The 26,831-nt window shown below is 32.7% G+C and carries 21 protein-coding genes, 1 tRNA gene and 1 riboswitch; of the genes, 17 read left to right on the top strand and 5 right to left on the bottom strand.

From position 1 onward, the window contains the following. Positions 1-3: 3 nt before the first annotated feature. The 3 genes from C5Q98_RS02150 to mvk all read right to left on the bottom strand — a co-directional run bounded on the left by C5Q98_RS02150 (position 4) and on the right by mvk (position 3,301). A complete protein-coding gene (locus C5Q98_RS02150; protein ID WP_106012092.1) occupies positions 4-1,131 on the bottom strand; it encodes a phosphomevalonate kinase in 1,128 nt (375 codons plus the stop codon). Continuing rightward, the gene (mvaD, locus tag C5Q98_RS02155; protein ID WP_106012093.1) at positions 1,131-2,120 is read right to left on the bottom strand and encodes a diphosphomevalonate decarboxylase; all 990 of its coding nucleotides are present in this window, start codon (positions 2,118-2,120) and stop codon (positions 1,131-1,133) included. Before mvaD ends, C5Q98_RS02150 begins: the two co-directional genes overlap by 1 nt. 182 nt (positions 2,121-2,302) lie before the next feature. Next, on the bottom strand, positions 2,303-3,301 hold the full coding sequence (mvk, locus tag C5Q98_RS02160) for a mevalonate kinase (RefSeq protein WP_106012094.1): 999 nt from the start codon (positions 3,299-3,301) through the stop codon (positions 2,303-2,305). Positions 3,302-3,508: 207 nt separating this feature from the next. Here mvk and C5Q98_RS02165 point away from each other — a divergent pair, with 207 nt between their 5' ends. The 7 genes from C5Q98_RS02165 to glgA all read left to right on the top strand — a co-directional run bounded on the left by C5Q98_RS02165 (position 3,509) and on the right by glgA (position 11,994). Then, the gene (locus C5Q98_RS02165; protein WP_106012095.1) at positions 3,509-4,090 is read left to right on the top strand and encodes a rubrerythrin family protein; all 582 of its coding nucleotides are present in this window, start codon (positions 3,509-3,511) and stop codon (positions 4,088-4,090) included. A gap of 200 nt (positions 4,091-4,290) precedes the next feature. Next, positions 4,291-4,366 (top strand) — tRNA-Pro (locus C5Q98_RS02170). 168 nt (positions 4,367-4,534) lie between these two features. After that, positions 4,535-4,607: riboswitch (Fluoride riboswitch) on the top strand. A 39-nt stretch (positions 4,608-4,646) separates the two neighbouring features. Further along, the gene (locus C5Q98_RS02175) at positions 4,647-5,843 is read left to right on the top strand and encodes a cation:proton antiporter (protein ID WP_106012096.1); all 1,197 of its coding nucleotides are present in this window, start codon (positions 4,647-4,649) and stop codon (positions 5,841-5,843) included. A 179-nt stretch (positions 5,844-6,022) separates the two neighbouring features. After that, positions 6,023-8,092 carry a 1,4-alpha-glucan branching protein GlgB gene (glgB, locus tag C5Q98_RS02180; RefSeq protein ID WP_106012097.1) on the top strand — a complete coding sequence of 690 codons (2,070 nt, stop codon included), beginning with the start codon at positions 6,023-6,025 and terminating at the stop codon, positions 8,090-8,092. Positions 8,093-8,164: 72 nt separating this feature from the next. Then, positions 8,165-9,424 carry a glucose-1-phosphate adenylyltransferase gene (locus C5Q98_RS02185; RefSeq protein WP_106012098.1) on the top strand — a complete coding sequence of 420 codons (1,260 nt, stop codon included), beginning with the start codon at positions 8,165-8,167 and terminating at the stop codon, positions 9,422-9,424. A 12-nt stretch (positions 9,425-9,436) separates the two neighbouring features. Further along, complete coding sequence (gene glgD, locus C5Q98_RS02190; protein WP_106012099.1) at positions 9,437-10,540, top strand: glucose-1-phosphate adenylyltransferase subunit GlgD; 1,104 nt, start codon at positions 9,437-9,439, stop codon at positions 10,538-10,540. Next, positions 10,540-11,994, top strand: a complete 1,455-nt coding sequence (glgA, locus tag C5Q98_RS02195; RefSeq protein WP_106012100.1) for a glycogen synthase GlgA — start codon at positions 10,540-10,542, stop codon at positions 11,992-11,994. Before glgD ends, glgA begins: the two co-directional genes overlap by 1 nt. Positions 11,995-12,092: 98 nt before the next feature. Here glgA and C5Q98_RS02200 read toward each other — a convergent pair whose 3' ends face one another. Beyond that, positions 12,093-12,353, bottom strand: coding sequence for a hypothetical protein (locus C5Q98_RS02200; protein WP_106012101.1), 261 nt, complete (start codon positions 12,351-12,353; stop codon positions 12,093-12,095). A 165-nt stretch (positions 12,354-12,518) separates the two neighbouring features. Between C5Q98_RS02200 and argS the strand changes: the two genes are divergently transcribed. The 10 genes from argS to C5Q98_RS02250 all read left to right on the top strand — a co-directional run bounded on the left by argS (position 12,519) and on the right by C5Q98_RS02250 (position 25,383). Further along, a complete protein-coding gene (gene argS, locus C5Q98_RS02205; RefSeq protein WP_106012102.1) occupies positions 12,519-14,243 on the top strand; it encodes an arginine--tRNA ligase in 1,725 nt (574 codons plus the stop codon). Positions 14,244-14,260: 17 nt separating this feature from the next. Further along, positions 14,261-16,546, top strand: a complete 2,286-nt coding sequence (locus C5Q98_RS02210; protein WP_106012103.1) for a gluzincin family metallopeptidase — start codon at positions 14,261-14,263, stop codon at positions 16,544-16,546. Beyond that, complete coding sequence (locus C5Q98_RS02215) at positions 16,546-18,096, top strand: RsmB/NOP family class I SAM-dependent RNA methyltransferase (RefSeq protein WP_106012104.1); 1,551 nt, start codon at positions 16,546-16,548, stop codon at positions 18,094-18,096. The genes C5Q98_RS02210 and C5Q98_RS02215 overlap by 1 nt, the downstream gene beginning before the upstream one ends. Positions 18,097-18,152: 56 nt before the next feature. Next, positions 18,153-18,764: an RdgB/HAM1 family non-canonical purine NTP pyrophosphatase gene (gene rdgB / locus C5Q98_RS02220; protein ID WP_106012105.1), complete on the top strand. Its 612-nt coding sequence runs from the start codon at positions 18,153-18,155 to the stop codon at positions 18,762-18,764. 495 nt (positions 18,765-19,259) lie between these two features. Further along, complete coding sequence (locus C5Q98_RS02225; protein ID WP_106012106.1) at positions 19,260-19,733, top strand: hypothetical protein; 474 nt, start codon at positions 19,260-19,262, stop codon at positions 19,731-19,733. 44 nt (positions 19,734-19,777) lie between these two features. Further along, positions 19,778-20,098, top strand: coding sequence for a hypothetical protein (locus C5Q98_RS02230; RefSeq protein WP_205728437.1), 321 nt, complete (start codon positions 19,778-19,780; stop codon positions 20,096-20,098). A gap of 210 nt (positions 20,099-20,308) precedes the next feature. Beyond that, the gene (locus C5Q98_RS02235) at positions 20,309-21,499 is read left to right on the top strand and encodes an MFS transporter (RefSeq protein ID WP_106012107.1); all 1,191 of its coding nucleotides are present in this window, start codon (positions 20,309-20,311) and stop codon (positions 21,497-21,499) included. Positions 21,500-21,547: 48 nt separating this feature from the next. Beyond that, positions 21,548-23,161 carry a hypothetical protein gene (locus C5Q98_RS02240; RefSeq protein ID WP_106012108.1) on the top strand — a complete coding sequence of 538 codons (1,614 nt, stop codon included), beginning with the start codon at positions 21,548-21,550 and terminating at the stop codon, positions 23,159-23,161. Between the two features lie 87 nt (positions 23,162-23,248). Further along, positions 23,249-24,520, top strand: coding sequence for a 6-phosphofructokinase (locus C5Q98_RS02245; protein WP_106012109.1), 1,272 nt, complete (start codon positions 23,249-23,251; stop codon positions 24,518-24,520). Positions 24,521-24,804: 284 nt separating this feature from the next. Continuing rightward, entirely contained in the window at positions 24,805-25,383 is a 579-nt protein-coding gene (locus C5Q98_RS02250) for a hypothetical protein (protein ID WP_106012110.1), read from the top strand. Positions 25,384-25,487: 104 nt separating this feature from the next. Here C5Q98_RS02250 and C5Q98_RS02255 read toward each other — a convergent pair whose 3' ends face one another. Further along, positions 25,488-26,759 (bottom strand): alanyl-tRNA editing protein, encoded by a 1,272-nt coding sequence (locus C5Q98_RS02255; protein ID WP_106012111.1) that lies wholly within the window; start codon positions 26,757-26,759, stop codon positions 25,488-25,490. Between the last annotated feature and the right edge of the window lie 72 nt (positions 26,760-26,831).

A 26,831-nucleotide genomic window follows, 5' to 3' on the forward strand; every position in this document is an offset into this window, starting at 1 on the left:
TTTTTAAATCCCTTTCCATAGCTTGTGGCTTAAAACCTTAAGTCCAGTAGCTTCCCAGTTTTTCCTGACTTTCATTGCATTGTCATGGTTTGGACTAATGGCAATGGCGCAATCACCAGCTCCGGAACCTGAAATCTTAAAGATTGCAGATTCTGCTTCAGCGATTTCTTTAGCTCGGTCAAAAATATCTAAATTATAAGGTCTTAACTGTTTTGCTAGATGCTCGCTGATAAAATCAGCATTTTTTTTCAGATTGAGTGAGAAATCTGACCAGTTAGCAGTTTTGATTGCTTCTATTAAATTGAAGATTATTTTATTAGACTCTTCTAGAAACAATCTCATCTCAGATTCAGCAATTTCTTTCCCTTTGAGCTTTAATAAATCTTCTGTTGAACTTGCTTTTTCACTCCAAATTATTGATAGTTCCCATTCTTTTGGCAGTTCAATTGATCTTAATATTAATCCAGGCCAGTTGCTTTCAGCTAATAATTTAATTGAAGAAGATTCTAGTTTTTCATCGACAATAAAAGATCTATCGAAATTCTGGTAGTGAACCATTCCACTAAGTGATGAGGCCGCTAAGTCACCGAAAGATCCTAGTTTTTCAAGTCTCATTTGAGAAAGAGCAGCAAGTTTAAAAATTAACACTTGAAATTCGTACTGAGTAAAAAGTGAATCAATATTGAATAACATCAAGATAGATCTACAAGTAGCAACACTCGCAGCACCACTTGAACCAAAACCATATTTTTTGCCCGCACTATTCTGTAGGTCACTACTTATCTCAAGGGTAAGTTTTAAATTAGAAATATCAATATCTAATTTTTGAGCAACATAATTTAAACTTACTGTCATGGCTGAAGCTGTTAAGCTTAGTTCATTTTCATAGTCACCATTTATAATGACTTCTTTAGATTGATTTAATTCCCAAGAGTACTGGGAACCATCATTATCAATAATTTCACGAGTAGCACTTGCAAAGACAGATAACTCAATAAAAGCATCAACTGCAAATACTAGAGCAGATTGATTAGGAGAGACAACTGCATATTCTCCAGCTAAATATAATTTACCTGGAGCTTTTACAGTAATCTTTTGGCTTTCATTAATTTTTGCAATTTCGTTAGGCATTAATAATTCCAACTTTCTAGAGATTTTACGCCTGGTCCAGGCCTACTAATAATTAAATCTTTAGTAGGGAACTCTAACTTTAATAGCTCTTTTATTTGATTAGCATCAGCAAAGTCGCAAATGATTACAATATTTGGCCCAGCATCGATAGTAAAATGTAAGGCGTAACCTTGATCTCTTAGATTGTGTACAGCATTAATAGCTTTTAGTGTATCTTCATTGAAATAGAAGAAAGATGGTTGAGCAGTAATAGTAAGGCTATGCATTGCTAAAGCATTTTGTTCTGCAATTTCTCCTATTTTAGTAATATTTTTATCTTTAATTGCTTTCTTAATATCATCTAATGATTTTTTTGAATATTCTTTCCAGGCTGAATAATAAGGGGAGGTATCTACTGAAATTTGCATACCTTTTCTTGATGAAAATTTCTTGCGAGCACCAGATAACGCCATCGTTATTGTACAGATAGGGAAGTCAGCATTGTCAAAAGGTACTGCAAAACTTGTTTCATTAGAATTGCCTTGCTGCCACTCAACCAGGCCAGGATAAATACTTCGACAAGCACTGCCAGAACCTCGTCTAGCAAGAATTGATAATTCTCTATCTTCTAGATTTAAATTTAGCGCATCATTCAATGCTTTAGTTAAAGCTGCGTATGCTGAAGCTGAGCTACCAAATCCTGCTGCACTAGGCATGCTGTTGTGAGTTTCTACAATGCAATTTAGCTTAGTTTTGGCAATGACACGAAAGATATCAATAAATCTACTTATCTTATCAACTTCATTCTTATCTTGTTTATCATAGTTTAAATAGAATTCATCTTCTTTGAGATCATTAGAAAATGTAACTTTAGTGTCTGTATAAAAAGCATCTTGAGTTAAAGATAGACTATTATTCTGAGGTATATGAAGCTCTGAATCTATCTTTCCCCAATATTTAATTAAGGCTATATTTGAATGTGCCCTAGCTTGTCCAACTAAACAATTCACTGATATTACCAATCCAATCAATTTTTATAAATTTATAAACTTATAAACTTAATTTTAGCATATTCAAGAATTATTACAGCACTGAGCTAGTAAAGCTTGGAAACTTATTTGAAAATTATTAATTTAAAGAGCTCTGGTGGCTAAATTTACTTAATCTTGATGAATACTAAAGCTTATATAGACTAAATTATGATTGAATTTTTCATGTAAATGCTACTAAGAGGTATTGTCCAAGCATCTACACCAACTTTATTCTCAATAATTAAATTTTTAATATTTTCAGCTGTTTCATAATCCTTGCATAATACATAAAAGCAACCACCACGGCCACCACCGGTTATTTTGCCACTAGCTGCACCATGTTTCTTGGCAAAATTGATACCAAAATCTTGTTCAGGACTAGATACTTGAAGCCCTCTAAGTGCATTATGAGCTAAGTCAATAATTTCAGCTAGATTATCAAAATCAGTTTCTTCTTTTGAGAGAATTTCATAGAACTCATGTGCTAAACGATCTAAATCTTCTATATAAAATGAGCTTGCTTGGCTACGAGCATAATAGGGACTTTCATAATTCATTCTGACATCTCTGACAGCTTCTTTAGTTTGACCTGTAATTCCTGTGTCAGCAACTACAAGATAGTATGGAGTGTCAAAATAAAAAGTTTCTATTTTTTTGTCTCGTTGAAATAATAGTGGTTGGTTAAGGGTTATGAGTCTAGCATCAAGTCCACTAGGGTTTCCATGGCTGATTTTCTCACTAAGGTCTACATATGATAAAAATTCATCAACTGATAATTTAATATCTAGATAATCCTCAAAGGCTCTTACAAGAGCTACAGCTACTGCTGCTGAGCTACCAAGTCCTCTTTCAACAGGTATACTACTTTCAATATTAATGAGAAAATTTTTATTAATATTAAAATCTTTTTTTATTTTTGTATAAACACTATAAATATTCTCAATAAAATATGGAATCCTGTCGATTGTTCCAGAATACATTGAGCTATTAATTAGAGTCTTTCCTTGATTTTCATTTAATTGGACATAGATTTTGACAGCCGAAAAGGGAAGTCCTACAGATAATTTACCGTAAACAACACTATGTTCACCGATAAGTATCAGTTTACCTAAAGCAGAGCCACTACCACTTGTTTTAGTTTTTCTGGAATTATTATTCATATTAATCAGCCTTTCAAGTAGACTTATCTTGATAATTAAAATTTTACAATAGTAAATATTAAGTTTCAATTAACTGCGTATTTATGATTAAAATAATTTGTTATGTGCTTGAATAGTCTAAATAGAGTAAAATACTAATTGTCTAAAAACTTTGTTTACATGAATGGGATTTCTTATCCTATATTTAGAAAAGTGTAAGAGGTAAATATGCAATTTGAATATAGAACTGTTGAAAATTTAGCAAGGGCATTCATAAGAAAAACTCAAAATACAAGCCTGCTTTCATTCTATGCGGATAAAGCCAGCAGGAGCGGTTATGAAATTATAAAAGATACTCTTAAAACTTTTGAGAATTATGAAAAAATACATGCTGAAATTTTTTATATTAGACTGTTAGATAACTTTAATGCGGAAAGTGAATTGAAAAATATTTTATTAGACAACGTTGAAGTTAATTTGTCTACACTTGAGGTGTCGGATGACTTATTGAATTTAATAAATATCGAAGAACGAGCTGCTGAATTTTATCAAGACGCATCAGTTGACGCAGAAAATGAAGGCTTTTTGGAAATATCTAAATTATTTAAATATGTAGCTACTGTTAGTTTAAGAATAGCGGGTGAGCTGCAGGTTCTATATGATGAAGTTAAAGCTGATGTTGTTTTTGTGAAAGAAGATGTTAATAAGTGGTTGTGCTCTAAATGTGGTTACTTGCATTTGAGTTCACAAGCTCCTGAAATTTGTCCTTTGTGCAAACAAGCTAAAGCTAATTTTTATGTAGAGAAGTAGTTGGAGATAACTTTAAAGTTATGCTTGCAGAAGTAGGAACGAATTTATAAGAAAAATAGAATAAGTATTACTTGAAAATAGGATTGTTTTTGTTTAAAGTATTGATTGATAAGAAATAAGTAAAAACATTTGCATTTTAATTTTTTCTTTGGTAATATGTTCTAGCTTGATTTTTGAAAACGGAACAAAAATAGCGATGTCGGGGTGTAGCGCAGTTGGTAGCGCACCTGTTTTGGGAACAGGGGGTCGCAGGTTCAAGTCCTGTCACCCCGACCACGAAGAAAGCCTGTAGCCATAGAAGTTACAGGCTTTCTTATTTTTTGCGAAAATTTTTATCTCATGAGAAATATTTAGATGAAATTAATTAGCGCCTTATTATCTTAATGGATGCTATTAAAAATGGTAAATTGACGAAATAAATTATTATATATAAAATTAGTACAAATGATTTATGGGAATGAAGTTCTCCCGAGGGCAACCTAAACCGCTTATAATAGCTGATGACTTCTGCGAAATATGTCGCAGGAGTGTATCTTGCGATTAATGGGAGGAATTTATGTTAACATCATTATCTTTAATTCTTTTACTTGGTTTTGCATCAGGTTTTTTATTTGAGAAAATTAAGATTCCAAAAATTATAGGGATGTTGTTTGCTGGAATAATTTTAGGTCCATACGTGCTCGATTGGTTCGACCCTAAAATTTTATCAATTTCAGCAGAATTACGTAAAATAGCACTAATTATTATTTTATTAAAAGCAGGATTTTCTTTAGATTTGAACGATTTGAAAAAAGTTGGAAGACCTGCTGTTCTAATGTCTTTTGTGCCGGCGTCTTTTGAAATAATTGCCTATGTAATATTTGCACCTTGGCTATTGGGCATATCAAGAATAGATGCTGCAGTAATGGGAGCAGTTTTAAGTGCTGTTTCTCCTGCTGTTGTTGTTCCTAGAATGGTCAATTATATAGAGACAAATTGGGGTAGCAAAAAATCTATTCCACAAATGATAATGGCCAGCGCTTCCTGTGATGATATTATTGTAATAGTTTTATTCACAACATTTTTGGGTATAGCTCAAGAGGGCACTGTAGATCTAAAAGGATTTTTGAATATTCCAATATCTATTATTATGGGTATTCTTTTAGGTATAAGTGCAGGTTTTATTCTGCATTATATTTTTGAAAAAGCCTATTTGAATAATCAATATTTGAGAAATAGTGTAAAAGTAATAATTATTTTAGCTGTATCTTTACTTATGGTCACAGTAGAAGATATGTTGAAAGGCATATTATCAGTATCAGGATTATTAGCTGTTGTAAGCATGGCATGTGTACTAAAAATTAAAAGTAATACTAATGTATCTGAGCGACTTTCAGAGAAGTTTGGAAAAATATGGATTGCGGCAGAAATTATATTATTTGTTCTAGTGGGAGCTGCAGTAGATATTAGATACACATTGGAAGCAGGAAGTTCTGCGGTGTTATTAATTCTTTTGGCATTGATAGTTAGGTCATTCGGAGTATGGCTTAGCATATTAAAAACTAATCTATCCTGGAAAGAGAAGTTGTTTTGTGTGATAGCATATTTACCAAAAGCAACTGTCCAGGCAGCGATAGGATCAGTTCCGTTGGCTGTAGGCTTGCCAAGCGGGAATTTAATTCTGTCTGTTGCAGTAATGTCTATATTGATTACCGCTCCAATAGGTGCCGCTGCTATGGATAATAGTTATAAAGTTCTTTTGAAGAATGAATAGATTTTATTAAGATATTCAAATGTTTTAACACAGAAATCTATTGTTAATACAAGCTTTCTAGTAATTTATCCAAAGTGATTCTTTAATAAAGTAGAAATATTGTATGCTTTATTCAAAAACACCTACAAATTTGTCTAATTATTGTTTATAATTAAAGTATAAAAATCATGGAGTGATGAATGAAAAGGGTCAATGAAGAGTTAATTTTTGATGAGTATAAAGTTCATGAATACCTTGGTGCACATCATGTGGAAAATGATATTTATATATTTAGAGTATGGGCACCAAAGGCCAAAAGTGTTTCAGTCGTGGGAGACTTTAATGATTGGAACTCTAAAGACTCTCAACTAGAATTAGATCCGGAAAAAGGAATTTGGTCCGCTCAAATAGCAGGAGTAAAACCTGGAGATTGTTATAAATTTAGTGTCCTTGGAAATGACGATATTAACAGATTTAAAGCAGACCCGTTTGCTAGACAAACCGAATTAAGACCCCATGATGCCTCTGTAATTTATGCTCCGAGTGAATTTGAATGGGAAGATCAAGATTTTTGGAATGTAGAAGATATAGATACTACTAAAATCCCAATTAATATATATGAGGTTCACCTTGGTTCTTGGCAAAGAAAAGAGGATGGATCTTTTTACAACTATAAAGAAATTGCTCCAAAATTAGGTCAATATGTTAAAGATTTAAATTATACTCACATTCAAATATTGCCTCTAATGGAGCACGCCCAAGATGAATCCATAGGATATAGTGTTACAGGTTTTTATGCTCCTACAGCAAGGTATGGTAGCCCAGAAGATTTTAAGTATTTCGTTAATTATATGCATGGGCTGGGTATCAAAGTGATTATGGATTGGGTTCCTACAGGTTTTTCATTGGAAGATTATGGTTTGAGTATATTTGATGGAAGTAGTTGTTATGGTATTACAAATCATAATGAAAGTAATGAAGCCGTAACTGTTTTTGATTTCTCAAAGAAAGAAGTCAGAGCTTTCCTTTTATCGAATGCATATTACTGGATTTCTGAATATCACTTAGACGGATTAAAGTTTGATAATTTAGAGAAAATTATTAGCGAGAATGATTTAAAGAGTAATTATTATAATAATCATCAAATTGACTATCATAGCATGCAAGCAATTAACTTTGTGCTTGAGTTAAATACCATGATTCATGAAGAATTTAATGGAGTTCTTTCCATTGCTCACAATTCTAGTAACTTAAACAATGTTACTAATGTTGGAAAAGACAAGGGTCTAGACTTTGATCTGAAGTGGGATTATGGTTGGTTGAAGGATACCTTAGAGTACTTCATGACTCCATATGATAAAAAATCTGAAGTTCACAGCTTAATAACTTTCTCTATGATGTACAACTTCCATGAACGATTTATTCTACCATTATCTCATCAAGAGGTTATTCAGGGGTATGGCTCTTTAATTAGCAAAATGCCAGGAGATTATTGGAGACAGTTTGCTTCTCTTAGAACTCTAAATATGTATAGATTATGCCATCCTGGGGCAAAATTACTTTTCATGGGTGGGGAACTAGGCCAATTTGTTGAGTGGGATGTTAACAGTTCACTACAATGGTTCCTATTAGATTATGCAATGCATAAACAATTCTTAGCCTTTATAAAAGCTGCTAATGCTTTGTATCTAGATAATCCTGAGATGTGGGAAGATGATAAAACATGGAGTGGATTCACTTGGTTAAATAATGATGATGATAAAAGATCTACATACAGTTGGGTAAGGCGAGATTTGTCTGGAAATGTTGTTATTTGTTTATTTAATATGACACCAAATCCTGTAGATTCATTTAAAGTTGCAGTTCCGAAACGTGGAGCATATCAAGTTATTTTTAACAGTGACGATGCTGCATGGGGTGGTTCAAATTATAATATGTTGAAAAATATTACAGAAACGAATTTGCATCCAGATAATTTTAGTTTTGGTGAAGCGCTTTATGATTGGAACGCTAAACCTTATTTTGAGACAGATGAAACAGTTAATGAATCTGGTGTAAATGGTATAGTTTATTCAAGAGATATAGCGAATAAGAATTATAAGCAGTCTATTAAACTTAATCTGCCACCTCTTTCTGCAGTAGTTTTAAGACACGTTGCTGATGATCCAAAAGCACAACCATTATCCCCATGGCCTGATCCAGAATTAGCTTATCCAAAAGATTTTAATCCTTTTAATAAAGCTGCTGATGAAGGTTTTGAGCTTAATTAATAAAGTAACTTAAATAAAGAAAATATAAAAATATAGTATGGGCACGATGCCAAGGCAAACAAGGAGGTCAAAATGGCAAAGAAAAATATGATAGCAATGATTCTTGCTGGTGGTCAAGGCTCTAGGTTAGGTGCATTGACTAAGACTATGGCGAAGCCGGCAGTTCCGTTCGGTTCAAGATATAGGATAATTGATTTTGCGTTGAGTAACACAGCAAATTCAGGTATTGATACTGTTGGTGTTTTGACACAATACGAACCATTGGCGCTTAACACTTACGTAGGAAATGGACATCCATGGGATTTGGATAGGAATAATGGTGGTGCATTTATTTTGCCACCATATGAGCACAAAGAGGGTAGTGACTGGTATAAGAATACTGCTAACTCAGTTTTCCAAAATATTGGATTTATCGATAAATTTGATCCTAAATATGTTGTTATTTTGTCAGGAGACCACATTTACAAGATGGACTACTCCGATATGTTGAAGTCTCATTTGGAAAATAATGCTGAATGTACAATCGCAGTTCTTGAAGTGCCTTGGGAAGAGGCATCGAGGTTCGGTATCATGAATACTGATGAAAATGATGCAATCATTGAGTTCGCAGAGAAGCCAGCGGAGCCAAAATCTAATCTAGCTTCAATGGGTATTTATATTTTCTCATGGCCAAGTTTACGACAAGCTCTTATTGAAGATGAGCATAACTCAGAATCTTCACATGACTTTGGAAAAAATATTATTCCTAAGTTTATTGAAGAAAATAGACCAATTTATGCATACAGATTTAATGGTTATTGGAAAGACGTTGGTACCATAGCCTCAATTTGGGAAGGTAATATGGAATTAATTGATAATCCAGAACAACTAAGTTTGCGTGACTCAGATTGGAGAATTAACTCCAGAAACCCAGTCAAACCAGCAGCTTATGTAGGCGATAAAGCTAAAGTGGATGAGACTATTTTTACAGATGGGTGTCGTATATATGGTGATGTTACTCATTCAGTTCTTTCACACTCAGTAATTGTTGAGGAAGGTGCAAAAGTAATTGACTCAGTATTGATGCCAGGAGCAATTGTTAGAAGCGGTGCTGTGGTAGAGAAAGCTATTATAGGAAGTGAGTCAGAAGTCACTAAAGGCTGTGTAGTTGGTGGGGCTAATACTAAAGGTAATGACAAATATAAAAATGAATACTGTAGTAATGGAATTACTGTAGTAGCTCCAGGAATTATATTAAAGCCAAATTCAATAATTGAAGCAGAATCAATTGTTGAAGAACTAGAAGATATATCTGAAGCAGATTGTGTTATAGAAGAAATTAAGAAAGTTTAATAGGAGGGATTTATGTTTTTAGATGCAGCCGGACTCATCCTTGCAGATGATAGAAGATTACACTTAAGTGAACTAACAAGATTACGTGCTTTCGCTGCAGTTCCTTTTGCGGGTAGATTTAGATTAATTGACTTTGCTTTATCTAATTTGGTCAACTCCGGTATAACAAGAGTTGGGGTAGCGACAAGCAATAAATACAAATCTTTAATGGATCACTTAGGAACAGGTAGTGACTGGGATCTAGATAGAAGAACACAAGGATTGCATATATTGCCACCATATTTAGCTTCGGATAATTATTATGATGAAGGTGATGATTTAAAAGGTGCATTGGACTTTCTTTTAACTAGCAGAAATGAATACATTGTAGTTACTACAGCAAATAATATTTATAGTGCAGATTATTCCAAGTATTTCCTAAAACATGAAGAATCTGGAGCAGATGTGAGTGTTTTATTTAATAGAGAAGTACCAAATGACGGGATTAATTTAGTTTTAGACATTGATGAGAATGACAAGGTAACAGAACTTTACGTTAATCCTCAAGATAGAAGCGTAACAGCAAATAGTATTGGAGTAGTTATCCTTAAAAAGAGTTTATTAGAAAATATAGTTTCTAATGCAATCAGTCGAGGAATCCCAAGACTTACTCTTGATCTGATTTTAAGAAAGTATAATGAATTAGATATTAGAGCCTTTGAGTACACGGGCACAGTTCTAAGAATTAATACTGTTCAATCATACTTTGAAGCTTCTATGAAGATTTTGGATAAACAAATTAATAAAGATATATTCTGGACAGAGAATTTAGTGTACACAAAAGTTAAAGACGAGGCTCCAGCTTTTATAAGTGCAGAAGCGAAAGTTGAGAATTCATTAGTATCAGATGGCTGCTTAGTAGAAGGAAGTGTAAAAGACACAGTCCTGTTCCGTTCTACTGATGTTGGTGAAGGTAGTTACTTAGAAAATTGCGTGATCATGCAGGGCTCTAAAATTGGTAAAAATGTTAAGTTGAAAAATGTAATTCTAGATAAAGACTGTGTTATTAAAGATGGTACCGAACTACAAGGAGAGGAAAATTATCCTGTAGTCATAGGAAAAGGAGCTATTGTGTAATGAAAAATAAAAAAATTCTAATGGTTACATCTGAATGTGTACCTTTTGCCAAAACAGGTGGTTTAGCAGATGTCTTAGGAGTTTTGCCAAAAAAGATAAATGAACTTGGAAATGACTGTAGAGTTATTATGCCTTTGTATAGACAAATTAAAGAAAAATATATAGATGAATTGGAATTTATACGTTGGACAACTATCCACATGGGATGGAGAACCATGTATAGTGGATTATTCAAAAAAGAACATGATGGAGTTATTTATTACTTTATAGATAACGAATTCTACTTTAATACTCCTAGTATATATACTGACTATTCTTTCGATATTGAAAGATTTAGCTTCTTCCAAAGAGCAGTATTAGATGCTCTGGGAGATCCAATGGATTTTTATCCTGATGTTTTACACTGCCATGATTGGCAAACTGGTATGATTCCATGTTTGTTGGATGCACATTATAGACCAAATGGATATTTCTTAGATATTAAGACAGTTTATACAATACATAACTTGCAATATCAAGGTGTCCATGGCGTATCTCAAGTTGCCGATTTTATGGATTTACCTAGTTCCTATTTGACTGAATATGGTGTATTACATAATGGAGTTCCTAACTTTATGAAGGCTGGAATTGTATATAGTGACTTAATAACAACAGTATCTCCAAATTACGCAAAAGAGATAATGACTTCCTTCTACGGCAAAGGATTGAATGGAGTCCTTAAGAGCTTTGAATATAAGGTTAAAGGGATTCTTAATGGTATAGATATGGATTCATATAATCCAGAAACGGACCCAGATATTGTTAAGAATTATAATCTCGACACAGTATACAATGACAAAGTGGAAAATAAACTAGCTTTACAAAGAGAGCTTGCACTTGAAGAAAATAAAGATATTCCACTAATAACCATGGTTACTAGACTAGTTGATCAAAAAGGTTTGGATTTATTAATTAGAGTAGTGGATGAGCTCATGCAAGAAAATTGTCAGCTTGTAATTTTGGGTACAGGTGATGGTTACTATGAGCATGAAATGTACTTAGCTGAAGAAAGAAATAAGAAAAACTTCAGAGGATGTGTAATGTATGACAGTGCAATGTCGAGACGACTATATGCATCTGGAGACATTTTCTTGATGCCATCCATTTTTGAACCTTGTGGATTATCTCAAATGATATCAATGAGATATGGAACAGTACCATTTGTAAGAGAAACAGGTGGTCTAAAAGACACTGTAACTGCATATAATATAGAGACAGGCGAAGGCAATGGATTTAGCTTCCCAAATATAAATGCACATGACATGTTGTTCCTAATGAAGAAGGCTTTGAACTTATATCAAAATGATAGAAATAGCTGGAATAATATAATTAGGAATGGTATGGTTGGCGACTTTAGTTGGGATAAATCAGCTAAAGAATACGATGAATCTTATAATGAGTTGCTAGAGCAATAAAGTCATAAGAATAATTTAAGTAGAAAAAAGAGTGGAAACCTCAAGAAATTAAGGTTTCCACTCTTTTAATTTTTATACTTAGTTGTGGTTGTGACAGCTTACATAGTAGGCATAGGCATAAATTTTACGAACAGTAATGAAACTAAGAAGATTATTAGTCCACCAACTAAAAGTAGACCGATCATTTGTACTATAGAAATCAAAGTTTCTTTGACCATAAACATAGTCTTCTTACGACGATTGGCTTTGATCTTTTCAGGATCTGTTTCACGAATAGTTTTATTCTTGCCAATGAAATTACCACAGTTTATACAAACACTTCTATTATTATTTTCTGTTCCACACTTTTTGCAAATCATGATTACTCCTTCAAAAGAAAATACTTTAAAAACAAATAATTTATTATAGTTTATAATAAATTAAGTGTATTATCTATCTTTGTTATTTCTTTAAGTTATATCTTTGATTGTAATACAAAAAATATAAACTGATTTTTAATTTATTTGGAATTGAGTGGAGTAAATATGGATTTTAAGAAGAAAACTTTAGAATATTTAGTAGATGAATTAGATGTTGAACTGAGCGTTTTAGAGGAACTTATTGAGATACCTCCCCAAAGAGATATGGGAGACTTTGCTATCCCTTGCTTTAGGTTTGCAAAAATATTAAAAAAATCACCAGCAGTAATTGCTCAAGATTTTGCTGATAAATTAGATACACTTCCAGAATTTATAGATAGAGTAGAAGTTGCAGGACCATATTTAAATATCTTCCTTAATGTTTCAGTGTTTAATAAAACTATTACAAGCAATATATTAGAGTCTAATGATTTACTGAAATTCGATTGGGGCTCAGGTAAGATCGTACTTTTAGATTATTCTTCTCCAAATATTGCTAAACCTTTCCACGTAGGTCATGCATTTACAACTATTCTTGGAGATGTGCTTGCAAGAATGTATGCAAGTACTGGGTATGAAGTAGTTAGAATAAACCATCTTGGAGACTACGGAACTCAATTTGGTAAGTTAATTGTTGCATATGAAAATTGGGGAGACGCTTCTGCCTTAGAAGAAGATGCAATAAAAGAATTATTAAGAATTTATGTTAAGTTTCACGATGAAGCAAAATTAAATCCTGAACTAGAAGATCAAGCTAGAGCCAAATTTAGAAATTTGGAAGCGGGAGAGGCTTATGAATACGAATTATGGGAGAAGTTTAGAGAGTTTAGTTTAAACGAATTTAAGCGAATCTATAATCGTTTAGGCATGTACTTTGATAGCTATAAAGGTGAAGCTTTCTATATTGAAATGTTGGATAAAGTAGTCAATCTTTTGGAAGAAAAAGGAATATTAGTAGATAGTCAAGGTGCTAAGATAGTTGACTTGGAAGAATATTCCTTGCCACCAGTGATTGTTAGAAAATCAGACGGATCATCAATATATGCAACAAGAGATATTGCAGCTGCTTTATATAGACACAAGAGATATAACTTTGATAAGTTATTGTATGTTGTTGGTCAAACTCAAGAATTACACTTTAAACAATTATTTGCTACACTCAAAAAAGCTGGCTTTGATTGGGCTGACAATATGGAGTTTGTCGGATTTGGATTAGTAAAATTCCCTGAAGGAGTAAAGCTTTCAACCAGGTCAGGTGATGTAGTTTATCTTGAAGATTTAATCAATGAAGCTGTGAGTAGAACAAAGGCCGTTATAGAAAAAAACAATGAAAATTCTGATGATCCAATGAGTCAAGAAGAAATTGATAAGGCTTCAGAGATCATAGCTTTAGCATCTGTAAGATATACTTTCTTAAGAAATGGTAGAGAAAGAGATATAGTATTCTTATGGGACGAAATCCTTGATTATGAGGGCGATACAGCTCCTTACATGTTGTACTCTTATGCTAGAGCAAGAAGTATATTGAGAAAATCAGGTGTAGATGCAAGTGAATTAAAAAATGCAGATTTAAGCATACTATCTGAAAATCAAGAATTTGAATTGTTGACAGAAATAAATAATTTACCTGCAAGTCTAGAACAAGCGTTGAAACACAATGAACCATCTATATTTGCTCGCCAAGTTATGACGGTATGTAGAAGTTTCAGTAGATTTTATAATCAAGTATCGATTTTACAAGCAGATACTGAAGACCTAAAAATAGCAAGGTTAGCTTTAATTGAAGCTTTTTCAAAGACGGTAAAAGCTGCCTTAGCGTTGTTAGGTATTGATACAGTAGAACGTATGTAAAATTAAAATGGAGTTGTATGAAGAAACATTCTAAAAAAGAAGAAGCAAATTTAGATGAATTAGATTATATGATTCCGCAGGACTCAGGTCTCAAGTCAGATTACGAAAGTATCTTTAAGAGTGACAAAAAAGATGAACTGCTAAAAGATCTAATGAAAGTTGATTTCTCGAACTTGAATAGACATAAAGGAAATTCAAGTGATTTAGATCCGCTTGAAATACATAATAATTCCGAGAAAGATGGATTATTAGATTTAACACATGAAAGCAAGAATAGATCTAATAATAAAAATTCAAATGAGAATTTTGAATCTTCAAGAATCAAAAGAAGAGATGCTATAGTCTTTGGGCAATCATTGAATGGCTTATCAAAGGACTTTAACGAAGTTCAAAATAAGGTAGCTCATAAACAGGAAAAACAAAGTAAAAGCAGTAAGCGAAGAGAATCATTTGAAGAAGTTATAAAGGAAAGTTTCGATAATAGGGATCAAAGTGGTTCATCACTACTTGAAAATACTGAAAATATAATTGATTTTAACAATTTGAACTATGAGTTGTTTAATTTACAAAGCCTCAAAAGTGAAATCAGAAAGTATGGAGTTTTAATTAAACAAAGCAATAAAATTGAAGAAGCCTCAGGTTCATTGCGTAAAGTATTCTCACTTTGGGAGAATTATCAAGAAAACTTGAGTATAGCTAAGTTAAGAAGATTTTCTGAAGAATATGCAGGCATGAATTATGAGTATGAATATGAGACAAGATTAGCGAGCTACGATGAAATTAGAAATGAAATATACAAAGTTACTGTAGGTCTATTGGATAAAAACTTTGTACCTGAATTAGTAAAAGAAAATGGAAAGTTGTTCTTTTATAAGCTTAATAGTTTTAATTTACTAAATAATTTGCAAGATAAAACAAATATCAATAATTTAGATAGATTAGAAAAAGAGTTTATTAATTTTCTAGATGAATCTGATCTTTACGACATATCTAACAAATTTGTTGAATTAGGTATGAAGAGAATTAAGTTCGTTAGAGATTTAGGTTTTAACGATTACTATTCTTATGCGAAGATTCTAAATCTCAATTATAAGCAAGATTTAGGAGCATTAAAAGAAGTACTTAATAACATAAAGACTTATATACTACCAATATTCACAATGGATTTTGATTACTCTATGGAAAAATTTTCGAAAGAAGGCGAAAATATGCTTTCTGATTTTTATATAGATATGGATCAAGAAGAATTTTCAGAATACTATAAAAATATCTTTGGTGACTTAGATTGGGAGCTTCGTAATTTGAATGATGTATTTGCTTACATTAATGAAAATAGAATTCATCAAGTATTTTTCCCACAAACAGAACTTGCTATAACTAATTTAAACGATAAGAGATTAATTGAGTCTTTATTTTATGTGAGCAATAGAGCAATTGATAGACAAAGTAGAGGATATTTAGAGACCTTAGCTGACTTGAATTATATAAATTTAAGAATAACTAATGAGTTTAATAGCGAAGATAATTTTTTGGATAGCTTGCCTGTCAGCAAATTGTTTTGCATGAATTTATCATTAAATAATTCTATGAAAGCTATTTCTAACTTTGTTTATTTGAGTGGAAAAGCGTATTCACAGTTGTTGCGTTTTAGAACTAAATATAATAATCAAGTTTCTACTACGCCTACAGCTGAAAGTCTACATTTTATTGGCACCTCCATGGAGTTGATGACTCTTTCAAGGTTGAATGAATTATTTGATGAAAGCAATGCTAGGAAATATAAGAATTGGCGAATTCGCATGCTTTTATTAAGTGTTATCAATAAATCCTTTCTTATTGATTTTGAGATACAGTTTTATGAATTGTTAGAGGATGTTATTGAAAGACCTTTCATTGATGAGACTGAGTACAGACTTATACTAGATATGCTAGTCAAGAGAACCGATGAGCTGTGGGAATATTTACTTAAAGAATATCGACTCACGAATTATTATCAAGATAAAGATTTTCTTAGAGAAAATGCAATTAAGTATTTGGTTAAAGAGCCTTTTACTGGCTTAAATATGGCGATTGCGGAATTAGCTAGTGTTTTTATTATGCTTGAGTTTGAAGAAGATAGGGCAAAAGCAAGATATGATTTTGAAAAATTCTGTGCAGTTAGTGGACAGAGTTTATTTGATGAAGAATTAGATTTAGCAGGTATTGATAACCCAATGGATTTAGATAATCTGAAAAGCTTAGCATTTGCAATTGTTAATATATTAGAAAACTTGGAATCAGAAGAAAGTGAACAGAAGCAATAATGAATGGACAAAAACTACCTGATGAATTTATAAATAATATGCATGCACTTTTTGTCAAAGCTGATATGCAAGACGAGTGGGAAGATTTTTTGCAAGGTTTCGATAAGGATTGGACAAGAGCGTGGCGCCTACAAGTTGATAAAACTAACCCTGAGGCAGTAGCAAGAAATTTTGTAGCTGAATCTGCATTGGACTACGAAGTTGAGGATTATCTCAAGGAGGTTCCTTGGGCTCAAGATGGTTATTACATTCCGAAAGATGCTAAGCCAGGCAAGAGTTTGGCGTATGTTTTAGGGCTTTTGTATATTCAAGAAGCTTCTGCAATGTTACCCGCTGAAGTTTTAGCAACGAAACCAGGAGAGCGTGTACTAGATCTATGTGCAGCACCAGGAGGAAAGAGTTCTCAAATAGCTAAAAAGCTAAATGGGGATGGTTTGCTGGTTGCTAATGATATTTCTGAGTCTAGAGCAAGAATTTTGGCTCATAATTTAGAGCAACAAGGGTACGCAAATACTTTGGTTACTCATTTTGATGTAAATGAAGGGTTACCTGAAGACTGGTATGGTTACTTCGATGCAATACAATTAGATGTTCCTTGCTCTGGAGAAGGGATGTTTAGACGTGATAATCAGGCTATATCTTCATGGAGTGAATATGGTCCAGAATCTATTAGAAAAATTCAAATGCAACTTTTAAATGATGCTAGTGAATTACTAAAACCTGGAGGTCGAATAGCTTATTCTACTTGTACTTTTAATACATGGGAAAATGAAGAAGTTATAGTGGATTTTTTAAATACTCATCCAGAGTTTAAGCTTATTGATCCTCGTGAGTATATGTCGGGTAAAGATAATTTAAGAAAAGGAATAGTTATAGACGATAATTATCCTGAGTTGACTTCTGCAGTTAGAATTTGGCCACAAGATAACATGGGCGAAGGTCATTTTTGTGCATTACTAGTAAAAGATGAGAACTATCTTCAAGAAAGCTTGCCTGATAAAGCAAAGAAAATAAAAAAGAAGAAAAAAGGCAAAGACAACTCCAAGCTTAAAGGCTCCTCGATTAAGTTAGAGGATGCTTTAGAAGTATTTTGGCAGTTCTGTGAAAACAATAAAGACGGAAACTTTTCAGAAGAAGTTTTTTCTAGAGACAAGGAAAAATATAGAATAATTAATGAAAAACTCTATTTAATGCCCGTTGAATTTCCTGAATTAGAAGGTATTCATCTGCTTAAGAGTGGTTGTTACTTAGGCGATATTAATAATAAAGGTAAAAGAATGTCTTTTAATCCAGTGAGAACTTTGCTTTTACCAATTCCAAGCGAATATTGGAAATATAGATTAGAGTTAGATTCCTTTGATGAACGTGTTTATCAATTAATTCAAGGTGAGACTTTGTTCCTGGAAGATTCTGAATTAGAAGATTTAATAAATAAAGGTATTAAAGATCAAGAATATATAGCAGTGACGGTTGAAGGTTTACCATTAAGTTGGGTGAAGCTTAATGGAAGAGGACTCAAAAATTTATTCCCACGAAAGTTGATTAGATAAAATCTAATTTGTGTGACGTTAATAGTAATTAATATAAGATTTCAAAGGAGAAAACAATGCGAAAATGTTTAATAGCTAGTTCCAACGTTAACAAGGCTAGAGAAGTACAAGAAATACTGAAAGATTTTAATTTTGAGGTGCTAACAACACACGATGTAGAAGAGGAATTAGAGGTAATAGAAGATGCTGATAGCTTTACTGGAAATGCACTACTTAAAGCAAAAGCTTATCATGAAAGATATCCGGAATATTACATTTTGGCAGATGACTCAGGCTTAATGATCGAGGCTCTTGATGGCAGACCAGGTATATACTCAGCTAGGTATGGAGGAGATTTATCATATCCTGAGAAGTTTAAACTAATTTGGAGTGAGTTGGCCGAGACAGGTGTAGATCCAAATGAATGGAGAGCGAAATTTGTATGTGCTATTGCATGGTGTGAACCAGGAGTTTCGCTTTCGGGGGAAGTAGATGCAAGAGTGTTTCAAGGAGAGATGCATGGGATAATTTTAGACGAGGCTAGGGGAGAGAATGGATTCGGCTATGATCCAATTTTCTATCTTCCTGAATTTGGAAAAACAAACGCAGAGATATCTGCAGAGGAGAAAAATAAAATTAGTCACAGAGGAAGAGCTTTGAGTGAATTGCAGAAATATCTAAAAAATTAGTAAAAAATAAATAAGTTTAAATGCTTGTAATGCCAGTGTATTTATACACTGGTTTTTTTATGTCAGCTAATAAAGTAGGGTTTTATACAGTAAAATAGGGGTTGAGAGACTCTGTATATTAATTCAAGTTATGAATAAATATACATATGTGGAAGAGTTTAAATATACAAGAACGTGTATATCCGTGTAATAAAAAACCTCAATCCATGAGATGTGAACGAAAAATAAGTACTGATTCTACAGGGGAAGAACTTACAAAATCGATAGTTTTATGCTGGTTTTTAATTGCCTAACACTTGATGTGCTTGATTTTATATGTATTTATCTATAAATTTAAATAAAAGCTCTTGACCGTGCTTTTGCTTAATGATATATTACATTTATGTTACATGTACATTACACATGGACGGCTAAGTCTATGAAACATGGAATTATATAGATAAGTCTTGTGTTTGTATTAATTACAATTATTTATTGAACGTAGAGGAATAGATTTTGGCAAAGTCAGTGAATGAAATTATTAATAGTGATGAATATGTAAGTGAATACTTATTGGTGAAATCTTCAGCTTTACCAGAGGTCTATAATAATGTAATGAAAGTTAAGTTATTGCTGCAATCTGGTGAAGTTACTTCTGTTAATGATGCGGTAAAAAGAGTAGGAATGAGTAGATCTGCATATTATAAATATCGAGATGATATATCTGCTTGGGAGGATCCAATTGAACAAGATCTTATTACCATAGTTGTAAACTTCGCTGTAGAATCTGAAGCTCTGTCTGAGATTGTTATAATTCTAAGTTCAGAAGGAAATAAATTACTAAATATTTCTCAAAGTCTTCCAAGATCAGGTTTTACTGACGTTATGCTGTCTTGTAATCTAGGTGATGATAACAAAGATTTAGTAGCTTTGAGAAGAAGAATATCTAAAGTTCCTGGAGTTAGAAAAGTCGAATTTTTAAATGATTAAATCTATAAGTTTTACAAAGAAAATTGAAATGAGAAGCTTATAAAATGAAAACAATAATGGTTTATCAATGCGAATTAGGTAAGAAAATACCTTTGGAATATATTGGAAAAGTTAAGTATATTGGTGAAACTTTTGGTGTGGATTCACTAACTAACGGAAATACTTATTATATAGTTAGAGACGAGACTAACTATCCGAAAGTCGTTGACGATAGTGGTGAAGATTATATTTACAGTCTTCAGGCACCTGCTCCATTAGACGGAAGCTCAAAAGGTGGAAAATTTTACTATATAGATGATCCAACAAACTTTTTGTGTAATTATATGGATAAGTTTGAGAGTAAATATGAAATTAATCATAATTAGGAAACCAGTACAAATAGATAATTAGTCAATAAAAAGTGAATCTAAAGGGATTCACTTTTTTGTTGAAATGATTCTTGAAAAACAGACAATAACTGTATTTATTATATTAAATATTGTGCCTAATAAGCTGTTATAATTAGAATCTTTGTGATAAATTAATCAGCGATTAAAGTGATTTATTAGAATATTGAGATTAGAACAGAGGTGTCTATGTTTAGCTTGCTATTAGCAATTATATACTTAACTTTTATAAGTTTAGGTCTACCTGATGCTGTTTTAGGATCAGCCTGGCCATTAATGAGAACAGAGTTTGCTGTACCAATTGATTATGCCGGTTATATTCAGATGATAATTGCATTAGGTACTATAATTTCCAGCTTTTTTAGCGGAAAAACTATTGCTAAATTAGGTACAGCTAAACTTACACTTACAAGTGTAGCTGCTACGGCAATAGCTCTATTTGGTTTTTCTTTTAGCACTGAATATTGGCACTTGATATTATGGGCAATACCGTATGGTTTAGGAGCAGGTGGAGTTGACTCTGCACTAAACAACTATGCCGCATTATACTATTCAAGCAAACATATGAGCTGGTTGCATGCTATGTGGGGCATTGGTGCCTCAACAGGTCCTTTGATCATGACATTTGCCTTGCGTAATCAAGGTAGTTGGCAAAGTGGTTATAGGATAATTGGGGTAGCTCAGGTTCTTTTGACTGCCTTGATATTATTTTCATTACCACTTTGGGGTAGACAGTCAGATAATAGTAAGAGTAATCAGCTTCAGTCAGATGAACAGAACAATATCTCAATAATTAAAGTTATGAAGCTTCCTGGTTTCTGGTACATAATTATTTCCTTCTTTTCATATTATGCTTTGGAAACAACAGCAGGACTTTGGATAAGTAGTTATTTAGTTTATGCAGAAGGTTTACCAAAAGATGTTTCTGCTGGTTGGGCAAGCATATTTTACATGGGAATTACTTTAGGTAGAATAATCAATGGTTTCTTTACTTATAAGTTCAATAACACTCAACTAATTAGGGCAGGTTCAGCAATTGCTGGTGTCGGAATCATTAGTATCATGTTGCCATTTGGAGCTACCGGAAGTGCAGTAGGATTCATATTAATGGGCTTAGGTTTTGCGCCAATTTTTCCATGTATAATACACAATACACCATATTTTTTTGGGGAAAATAATTCTCAAGCAGTTGTTGGTGTGGAAATGGCTTTTTCCGCAGTTGGTAGCTTGATAATGCCTACTTTATTCGGAATAATTGCTGAAAGATTAACAATTAAATTATTACCATTTTATTTAGCATTCTTTTTGATATTATTAATAAGTACGTATGAGAAATTATATAGAGATCATCGTAAAAGAAGAAAAATAGCAACAATATAGATTTTAATATTTTTAATAATACGAAAGAGCTAGAAAGACATCATTGAAATGACAAAATCAATTTATCAAAAAATAATTGAAAATTTAGATTCAGAGGGGAAATTAACACAGCCTTTCTCAGTTTATGATATTGAGGCTGGATTAGATCCATTCGTCTACGATGGTGCATTTGATTCTGTATTGTTTTTGCATGAGCGTAGGATAAGAATTCTAGTAAAGCGACTGAATGTATATAAAGAAATTTGGAAGATGTTTAAAAGTGGTAAAAAAACATCTATAGATTTAGCGTGGAAATCTTTAGAGCAAGCACTTGCAGAAGATGGTACTTCAAAGGTTTTGGAAGTGCTTTTAATTGATCTTAAAGACTTGCAGCAAGAAGATTTTTATCCGCTTTTCCTTGAAAAAGTGAAGACAGCTTTGAAAGAGAGTAGAAACGTTGAATTGATAAAGTTTTGTCTTGGAGTTTTAGAATTAGAAGACGAGCTTGATGATGAAGTCAAAGCTGTTATATTTACCTTAGCTTTAGCTGATGAATTTACATTTTATGCAAGTTTGGTTATAAGCAATTGGGAAAACAGTGATGAGGTTTTGTTCAATTTGATAAAGAAAGTTAGTGCCTGGGGTCGAATAATGACCTTGCCAAAAATCAATTTAAAAAACATTGAGGTTAATCAATGGTTGTACGAAAAAGGTTGGCAAAACTTTGCAAAACCTGAATATCAAGCAAGTATTATTCTTGCTAATTCAGAGCTTACTAACTTATTAAATCTAAGTAATCTTAATGAAGAGAATTATGAGTTTTTGACTAGGATGTTATATTACTCTAGTGTGATTGAACCAGGTGTAGTTAGAATTTATAATACTTCATTGGATAAACAAATTGAAATATTAAAAGCATGGTTAAACGCATTTAATGAGTATGAATTAAACTACTTGAGTATCATTGTATTTATGCAGTTATATAACTCATATAGAAATTTGAAGTTAATGTTTGAGTCTATGAATCAGGAAGATTTCATGCATGAAGATGAAGAGAAACTTAAAGTGGACTTTACTTTTCTAGAAATATTCATGGAAGAGGAAAAGTTTGATGATCTTTTGGATTATTTCGAGGAAAGCTATAATTTTGAGTTGTTTAAATCGTACATCGATGAGTTAGGAGATAGGGAGAATGTATTATTTGCCCTGCAACTAGGAACTTTAGAGTTTGGCCCATATCTTGAAGATGCAATTCAAAGTGATCCAGTTTCATATTTAGAAGTATTAAAAATCTATGCAATTCAGGGACATCCTGATTTGACGAAAGTTCTAGATGTATATAGAGATATAATAGACCTAGTTAGTATTGCAGTTGGACCAAAGACTCCAAGATTTAGTTTACAGATGAGTGATAATGAAAAATTAATGACTGGAGTTCTAGCTGAGATAAAATACTCACCTAGAATTGGAAGTGACTTTATTATAGCTGGATTACAATCTTCTCATGAGAGTGTAAGACTATCTGCAGTTAACACACTCAGAAAATGGTTAAAGTTCTCAGAATTTAAACTTGATGATATTGATGAGGGACTTGAGGATTTAATATATTTAGTACTAGATTATGAAGATTTCCCAAATATAAGGAACTTATACAGAGAAATAGTTGACGAGTATGGGAATTAAAAGCTTAATTATATAAGGCTATTTTGTTTCGCAGAAAATCTGCTATAATATAGCAGAAAAGATAATTATAAAATTCTAGGAGGAATTATGAGTAAGCTTAAAGGTAACTTAATTTTTGGTCAATCAGGTGGACCAACTTCAGTAATTAACGCTAGTGCAGCTGGTGTATTTATTGAAGCATTGAAACACAGTGATACAATCGAGAATGTATATGGTGCACACCACGGTATAGCAGGTATTTTGAATGAAGACTTCTTTTTAATGAATGAAGAAGATAGTGAAGAATTAGAACTATTGAAATACACACCATCATCAGCATTAGGTTCAGTACGTTATAAATTAGCTGATCCAGCTAAAGATGACACAGATTACAAACGTATGCTTGAAGTATTTAAGAAATACAATATTCGTTATTTCTTCTATAACGGTGGAAATGACTCAATGGATACAGTTAACAAAATTTCACAATACATGGAAGAGCATGGTTGGGAAATGCGTGCAATGGGTGTATGTAAGACAATTGATAATGACTTAGTTGGTACAGACCACTGTCCAGGATATGGTTCAGCAGCAAAATATGTTGCAACAACATTGACTGAAGTATACCAAGATGCAACTGTTTATGATTCACCACAAATTACTGTAGTAGAAATTATGGGTAGACACGCTGGTTGGCTAGCAGCTTCAGCAGCTTTAGCTAGAGTTGCAGGTTTTGGTCCAGACTTAATTTATCTACCAGAAGTTCCATTCACAGTAGAGCAATTATACAAAGATGTTGATAAAGTTCTAGAAAAGAAAAATAAAGTAATCATCGCAGTATCTGAAGGTATTTCAGATGCAGATGGTGTATTCTTGGCAGAATCAATCGGTGCTATTGAAGTTGACTCATTCGGCCACAAACAATTGAGTGGTACTGGTGCTGTAGTAGAAGATCTATTGAAAGAAAGATATGATGTTAAGATTAGAACACTAGAGTTCTCCTTAATGCAAAGAGCAGCAGCACACTTGGCTTCAGCTACAGATATTGAAGAAGCTTTCAACTGTGGTGCAGTTGCAGTTAACGAAGCTGTAAACGGTAAGACAGGTTACATGGTAGGTCTAAAACGTAACTATGATACAGCAGCATATGACGTAAGTTACGCTTTAATTCCATTAGCGGAAGTTGCTAATGCTGAAAAAGCATTCCCAAGTGAGTGGATTAATGAAGAGGGTAATAACGTTACAGATGATTATATCGATTACGCATTACCTTTGATCCAAGGCGAAACAGAGATGCCAAAGATTAATGGTCTACCAAGATTTGCTAAACTTAAAAAAGTTCAAGGTGGTAACCCAACTAGTTACCTAGATAGAGCATAATTAGTGATTGCGTTATAAAAAATATTAAGTATTATTTCAAGCCTCAAAGTACTTTGAGGCTTGTTTATTTTAGCTAATTTTTCTCATTAAATTTAGTTAGTATATCAATATTTATATTCCATTAAAAGCTATATACTAAATATGTTGTTATTAGCTTTGCACATGTTTATAGATTTCACTTAAGTGTCTTATTAATTTTTATTATATTTCAAGGAAGTACAACTTGAAATATACTGGTAATAACGTCGTTGACAGAGAAAACTCGAAATTAAAGAGGTGATTATATGAAGAAGATTTTATTGCCAATAATTTTGACATTATCTATTGCGTTAGTAGCATGCAATAATACCACTATTAAACATAATAATTCTGATGCCAAGATGCCATATTACGAAACATTAAGTGAGCTAGAGGAATCAGCTGAGCAAATAATTAGGGTGAAAAAGACTGATGTAGAGACTCCAGTAATTAAGCGTTATGAAGGTCATCTTATAAGTGCTTGGACCTTCTCTGATGTGGAGATAATAGATGTTTACAAAGACATAAGCGATAGTTTGAAGATCGGTGATACAGTAAGTGTTTTAGAAAATGAAGCATATGACAAAGAAACTAACACTGTAGAACATGTTAATGGATATATTAAAATGGTGCCAGGCTACGAATACTTGTTGTTCTTGCGTGGATCCGAAGATGATAATGGAGATAAATATTATGTATCTCTAGGATTGAATCTAGGAGCTGTCTCATTACAAAATGATGGTAGAGAAGAACTGATTAATACTATTTCTGGTGAGTCGATTAATAATGAAACTGCTACAGATAAAGAAGTAATTTCTGAAATTAGAAATAAATACATTAAATAAAGGGCAGGTAGTATATTTCTAAACTAATGAGAATATTTATAATTATGCAAAATAAGATATAATATTTAGCCTCTTTGATGGATAATCCCATAAAGAGGCTATTTTTATAAGATAATAATATTTGCGGATAAATCTTCTGCTAATTGTGATACAAAATTTTCTAAAGGTGCTTCAACATTATTATATTGAATTTGTCCTTGCGTCATTTGAGCATTCCCTCCGCCACGAGCATTATATTCTTCTTTTAAATGTTTGTACCAGGATTCATTTGAAGAATAGATGTCATCTGTTTCGTGTAGAAAAAAATTAATATTGCCTTGATTCTCTATTAAAGCCAATATAGAAGAATTGCTTTCCATATTTTTGAACAGTAGCTTTAAGAATTTACTGGAGAATATATTTTCAGTAATGATAATAATACTGTTTTGCTCACTCTGGTTTAGAGCTTTGTCCCAGAGTGATTTAGCAGTATCCTCTATTAAGGTCTCTAACTCGGATACTTTATTCTCTAGACGTAAAACACCTTCCTCTAAATCAAGATAAGGCATATTCAAGCGTTGTACAAGTGCATTAGATATTTCTTGTTGCTCACGTACATATTTGTAAGCTCTAGTACCAGCTAGAAAAGTGATTCTTACACCGTTACGGTATTTTTCTACATTGGTACAGATAATTAGACCAATATCTCCAGTAGCTTTTACGTGAGTACCACAACAAGCACAAACATCTACATTAGGGATATCAATTAAACGCACCAAGTTATTAAGCTCTATCTTAGCGCGATAGTCCATGTTTTTTGCTTCATCAGCGGTGTAAACCTTAATATCTATAGGATTATTCTGCCAAACTATATTATTCGCTTGATCAACAATTTCTTGCATTTCTTTATAGCTTAGTGGACCGTCAAAATCTATGGTTGTGTATTCTTTGCCCAAATGGAAACCTACGTTCATATATCCGTACTTGTTATGAACTAAACCAGCTAAAATATGCTCTGTGCTATGTTGTTGAGAGTGGGTGAAACGACGTTCCCAATCAATTTCTTGGCGAATAGGAATATCGCTAGAAATTTCTTCTGCTAGGAAGTGGAAAATTAGTGGGTTTTCTTCTTCGGTATCACTTGCTTTAAAGTCATATCTGGTATCCAAAACTTTGTATGTTTTATTGTTTTTTAAATCGACAAATACACCAGTATCTCCAGGTTGGCCTCCGCCTTCTGGATAAAATACAGTCTCGCTTGTTAAAACTTTAAAGCGTGCACCACTCTGAGGATCTTTTTCTGATAATTCCTCAACATAAATTACATCTACCTCAGCAGTCTTACGGTAGGGTTCCAAATCGTATAATTGTTTAAAATCGTGAAAATCTTTACTCATGTGCTCTAGTATAACAAAAAGAGTAAATAACTAAAGCTATTTACTCTTTCTTTATCATATTAAATTGTTAAT

This window comes from Fastidiosipila sanguinis, assembly GCF_002998295.1.
In the GTDB taxonomy this organism is placed as follows: Bacteria; Bacillota; Clostridia; order Saccharofermentanales; family Fastidiosipilaceae; genus Fastidiosipila; species Fastidiosipila sanguinis.

Excerpts from the sequence above, each read along its gene's own strand:
- C5Q98_RS02150 (WP_106012092.1), bottom strand. The coding sequence starts at position 1,131 with ATGCCTAACGAAATTGCAAAAATTAATGAAAGCCAAAAGATTACTGTA.
- mvk (WP_106012094.1), bottom strand. The coding sequence starts at position 3,301 with ATGAATAATAATTCCAGAAAAACTAAAACAAGTGGTAGTGGCTCTGCT.
- C5Q98_RS02165 (WP_106012095.1), top strand. The coding sequence starts at position 3,509 with ATGCAATTTGAATATAGAACTGTTGAAAATTTAGCAAGGGCATTCATA.
- C5Q98_RS02175 (WP_106012096.1), top strand. The coding sequence starts at position 4,647 with ATGTTAACATCATTATCTTTAATTCTTTTACTTGGTTTTGCATCAGGT.
- glgB (WP_106012097.1), top strand. The coding sequence starts at position 6,023 with ATGAAAAGGGTCAATGAAGAGTTAATTTTTGATGAGTATAAAGTTCAT.
- C5Q98_RS02185 (WP_106012098.1), top strand. The coding sequence starts at position 8,165 with ATGGCAAAGAAAAATATGATAGCAATGATTCTTGCTGGTGGTCAAGGC.
- glgD (WP_106012099.1), top strand. The coding sequence starts at position 9,437 with ATGTTTTTAGATGCAGCCGGACTCATCCTTGCAGATGATAGAAGATTA.
- glgA (WP_106012100.1), top strand. The coding sequence starts at position 10,540 with ATGAAAAATAAAAAAATTCTAATGGTTACATCTGAATGTGTACCTTTT.
- C5Q98_RS02200 (WP_106012101.1), bottom strand. The coding sequence starts at position 12,353 with ATGATTTGCAAAAAGTGTGGAACAGAAAATAATAATAGAAGTGTTTGT.
- argS (WP_106012102.1), top strand. The coding sequence starts at position 12,519 with ATGGATTTTAAGAAGAAAACTTTAGAATATTTAGTAGATGAATTAGAT.
- C5Q98_RS02210 (WP_106012103.1), top strand. The coding sequence starts at position 14,261 with ATGAAGAAACATTCTAAAAAAGAAGAAGCAAATTTAGATGAATTAGAT.
- C5Q98_RS02215 (WP_106012104.1), top strand. The coding sequence starts at position 16,546 with ATGAATGGACAAAAACTACCTGATGAATTTATAAATAATATGCATGCA.
- rdgB (WP_106012105.1), top strand. The coding sequence starts at position 18,153 with ATGCGAAAATGTTTAATAGCTAGTTCCAACGTTAACAAGGCTAGAGAA.
- C5Q98_RS02230 (WP_205728437.1), top strand. The coding sequence starts at position 19,778 with ATGAAAACAATAATGGTTTATCAATGCGAATTAGGTAAGAAAATACCT.
- C5Q98_RS02235 (WP_106012107.1), top strand. The coding sequence starts at position 20,309 with ATGTTTAGCTTGCTATTAGCAATTATATACTTAACTTTTATAAGTTTA.
- C5Q98_RS02240 (WP_106012108.1), top strand. The coding sequence starts at position 21,548 with ATGACAAAATCAATTTATCAAAAAATAATTGAAAATTTAGATTCAGAG.
- C5Q98_RS02245 (WP_106012109.1), top strand. The coding sequence starts at position 23,249 with ATGAGTAAGCTTAAAGGTAACTTAATTTTTGGTCAATCAGGTGGACCA.
- C5Q98_RS02250 (WP_106012110.1), top strand. The coding sequence starts at position 24,805 with ATGAAGAAGATTTTATTGCCAATAATTTTGACATTATCTATTGCGTTA.
- C5Q98_RS02255 (WP_106012111.1), bottom strand. The coding sequence starts at position 26,759 with ATGAGTAAAGATTTTCACGATTTTAAACAATTATACGATTTGGAACCC.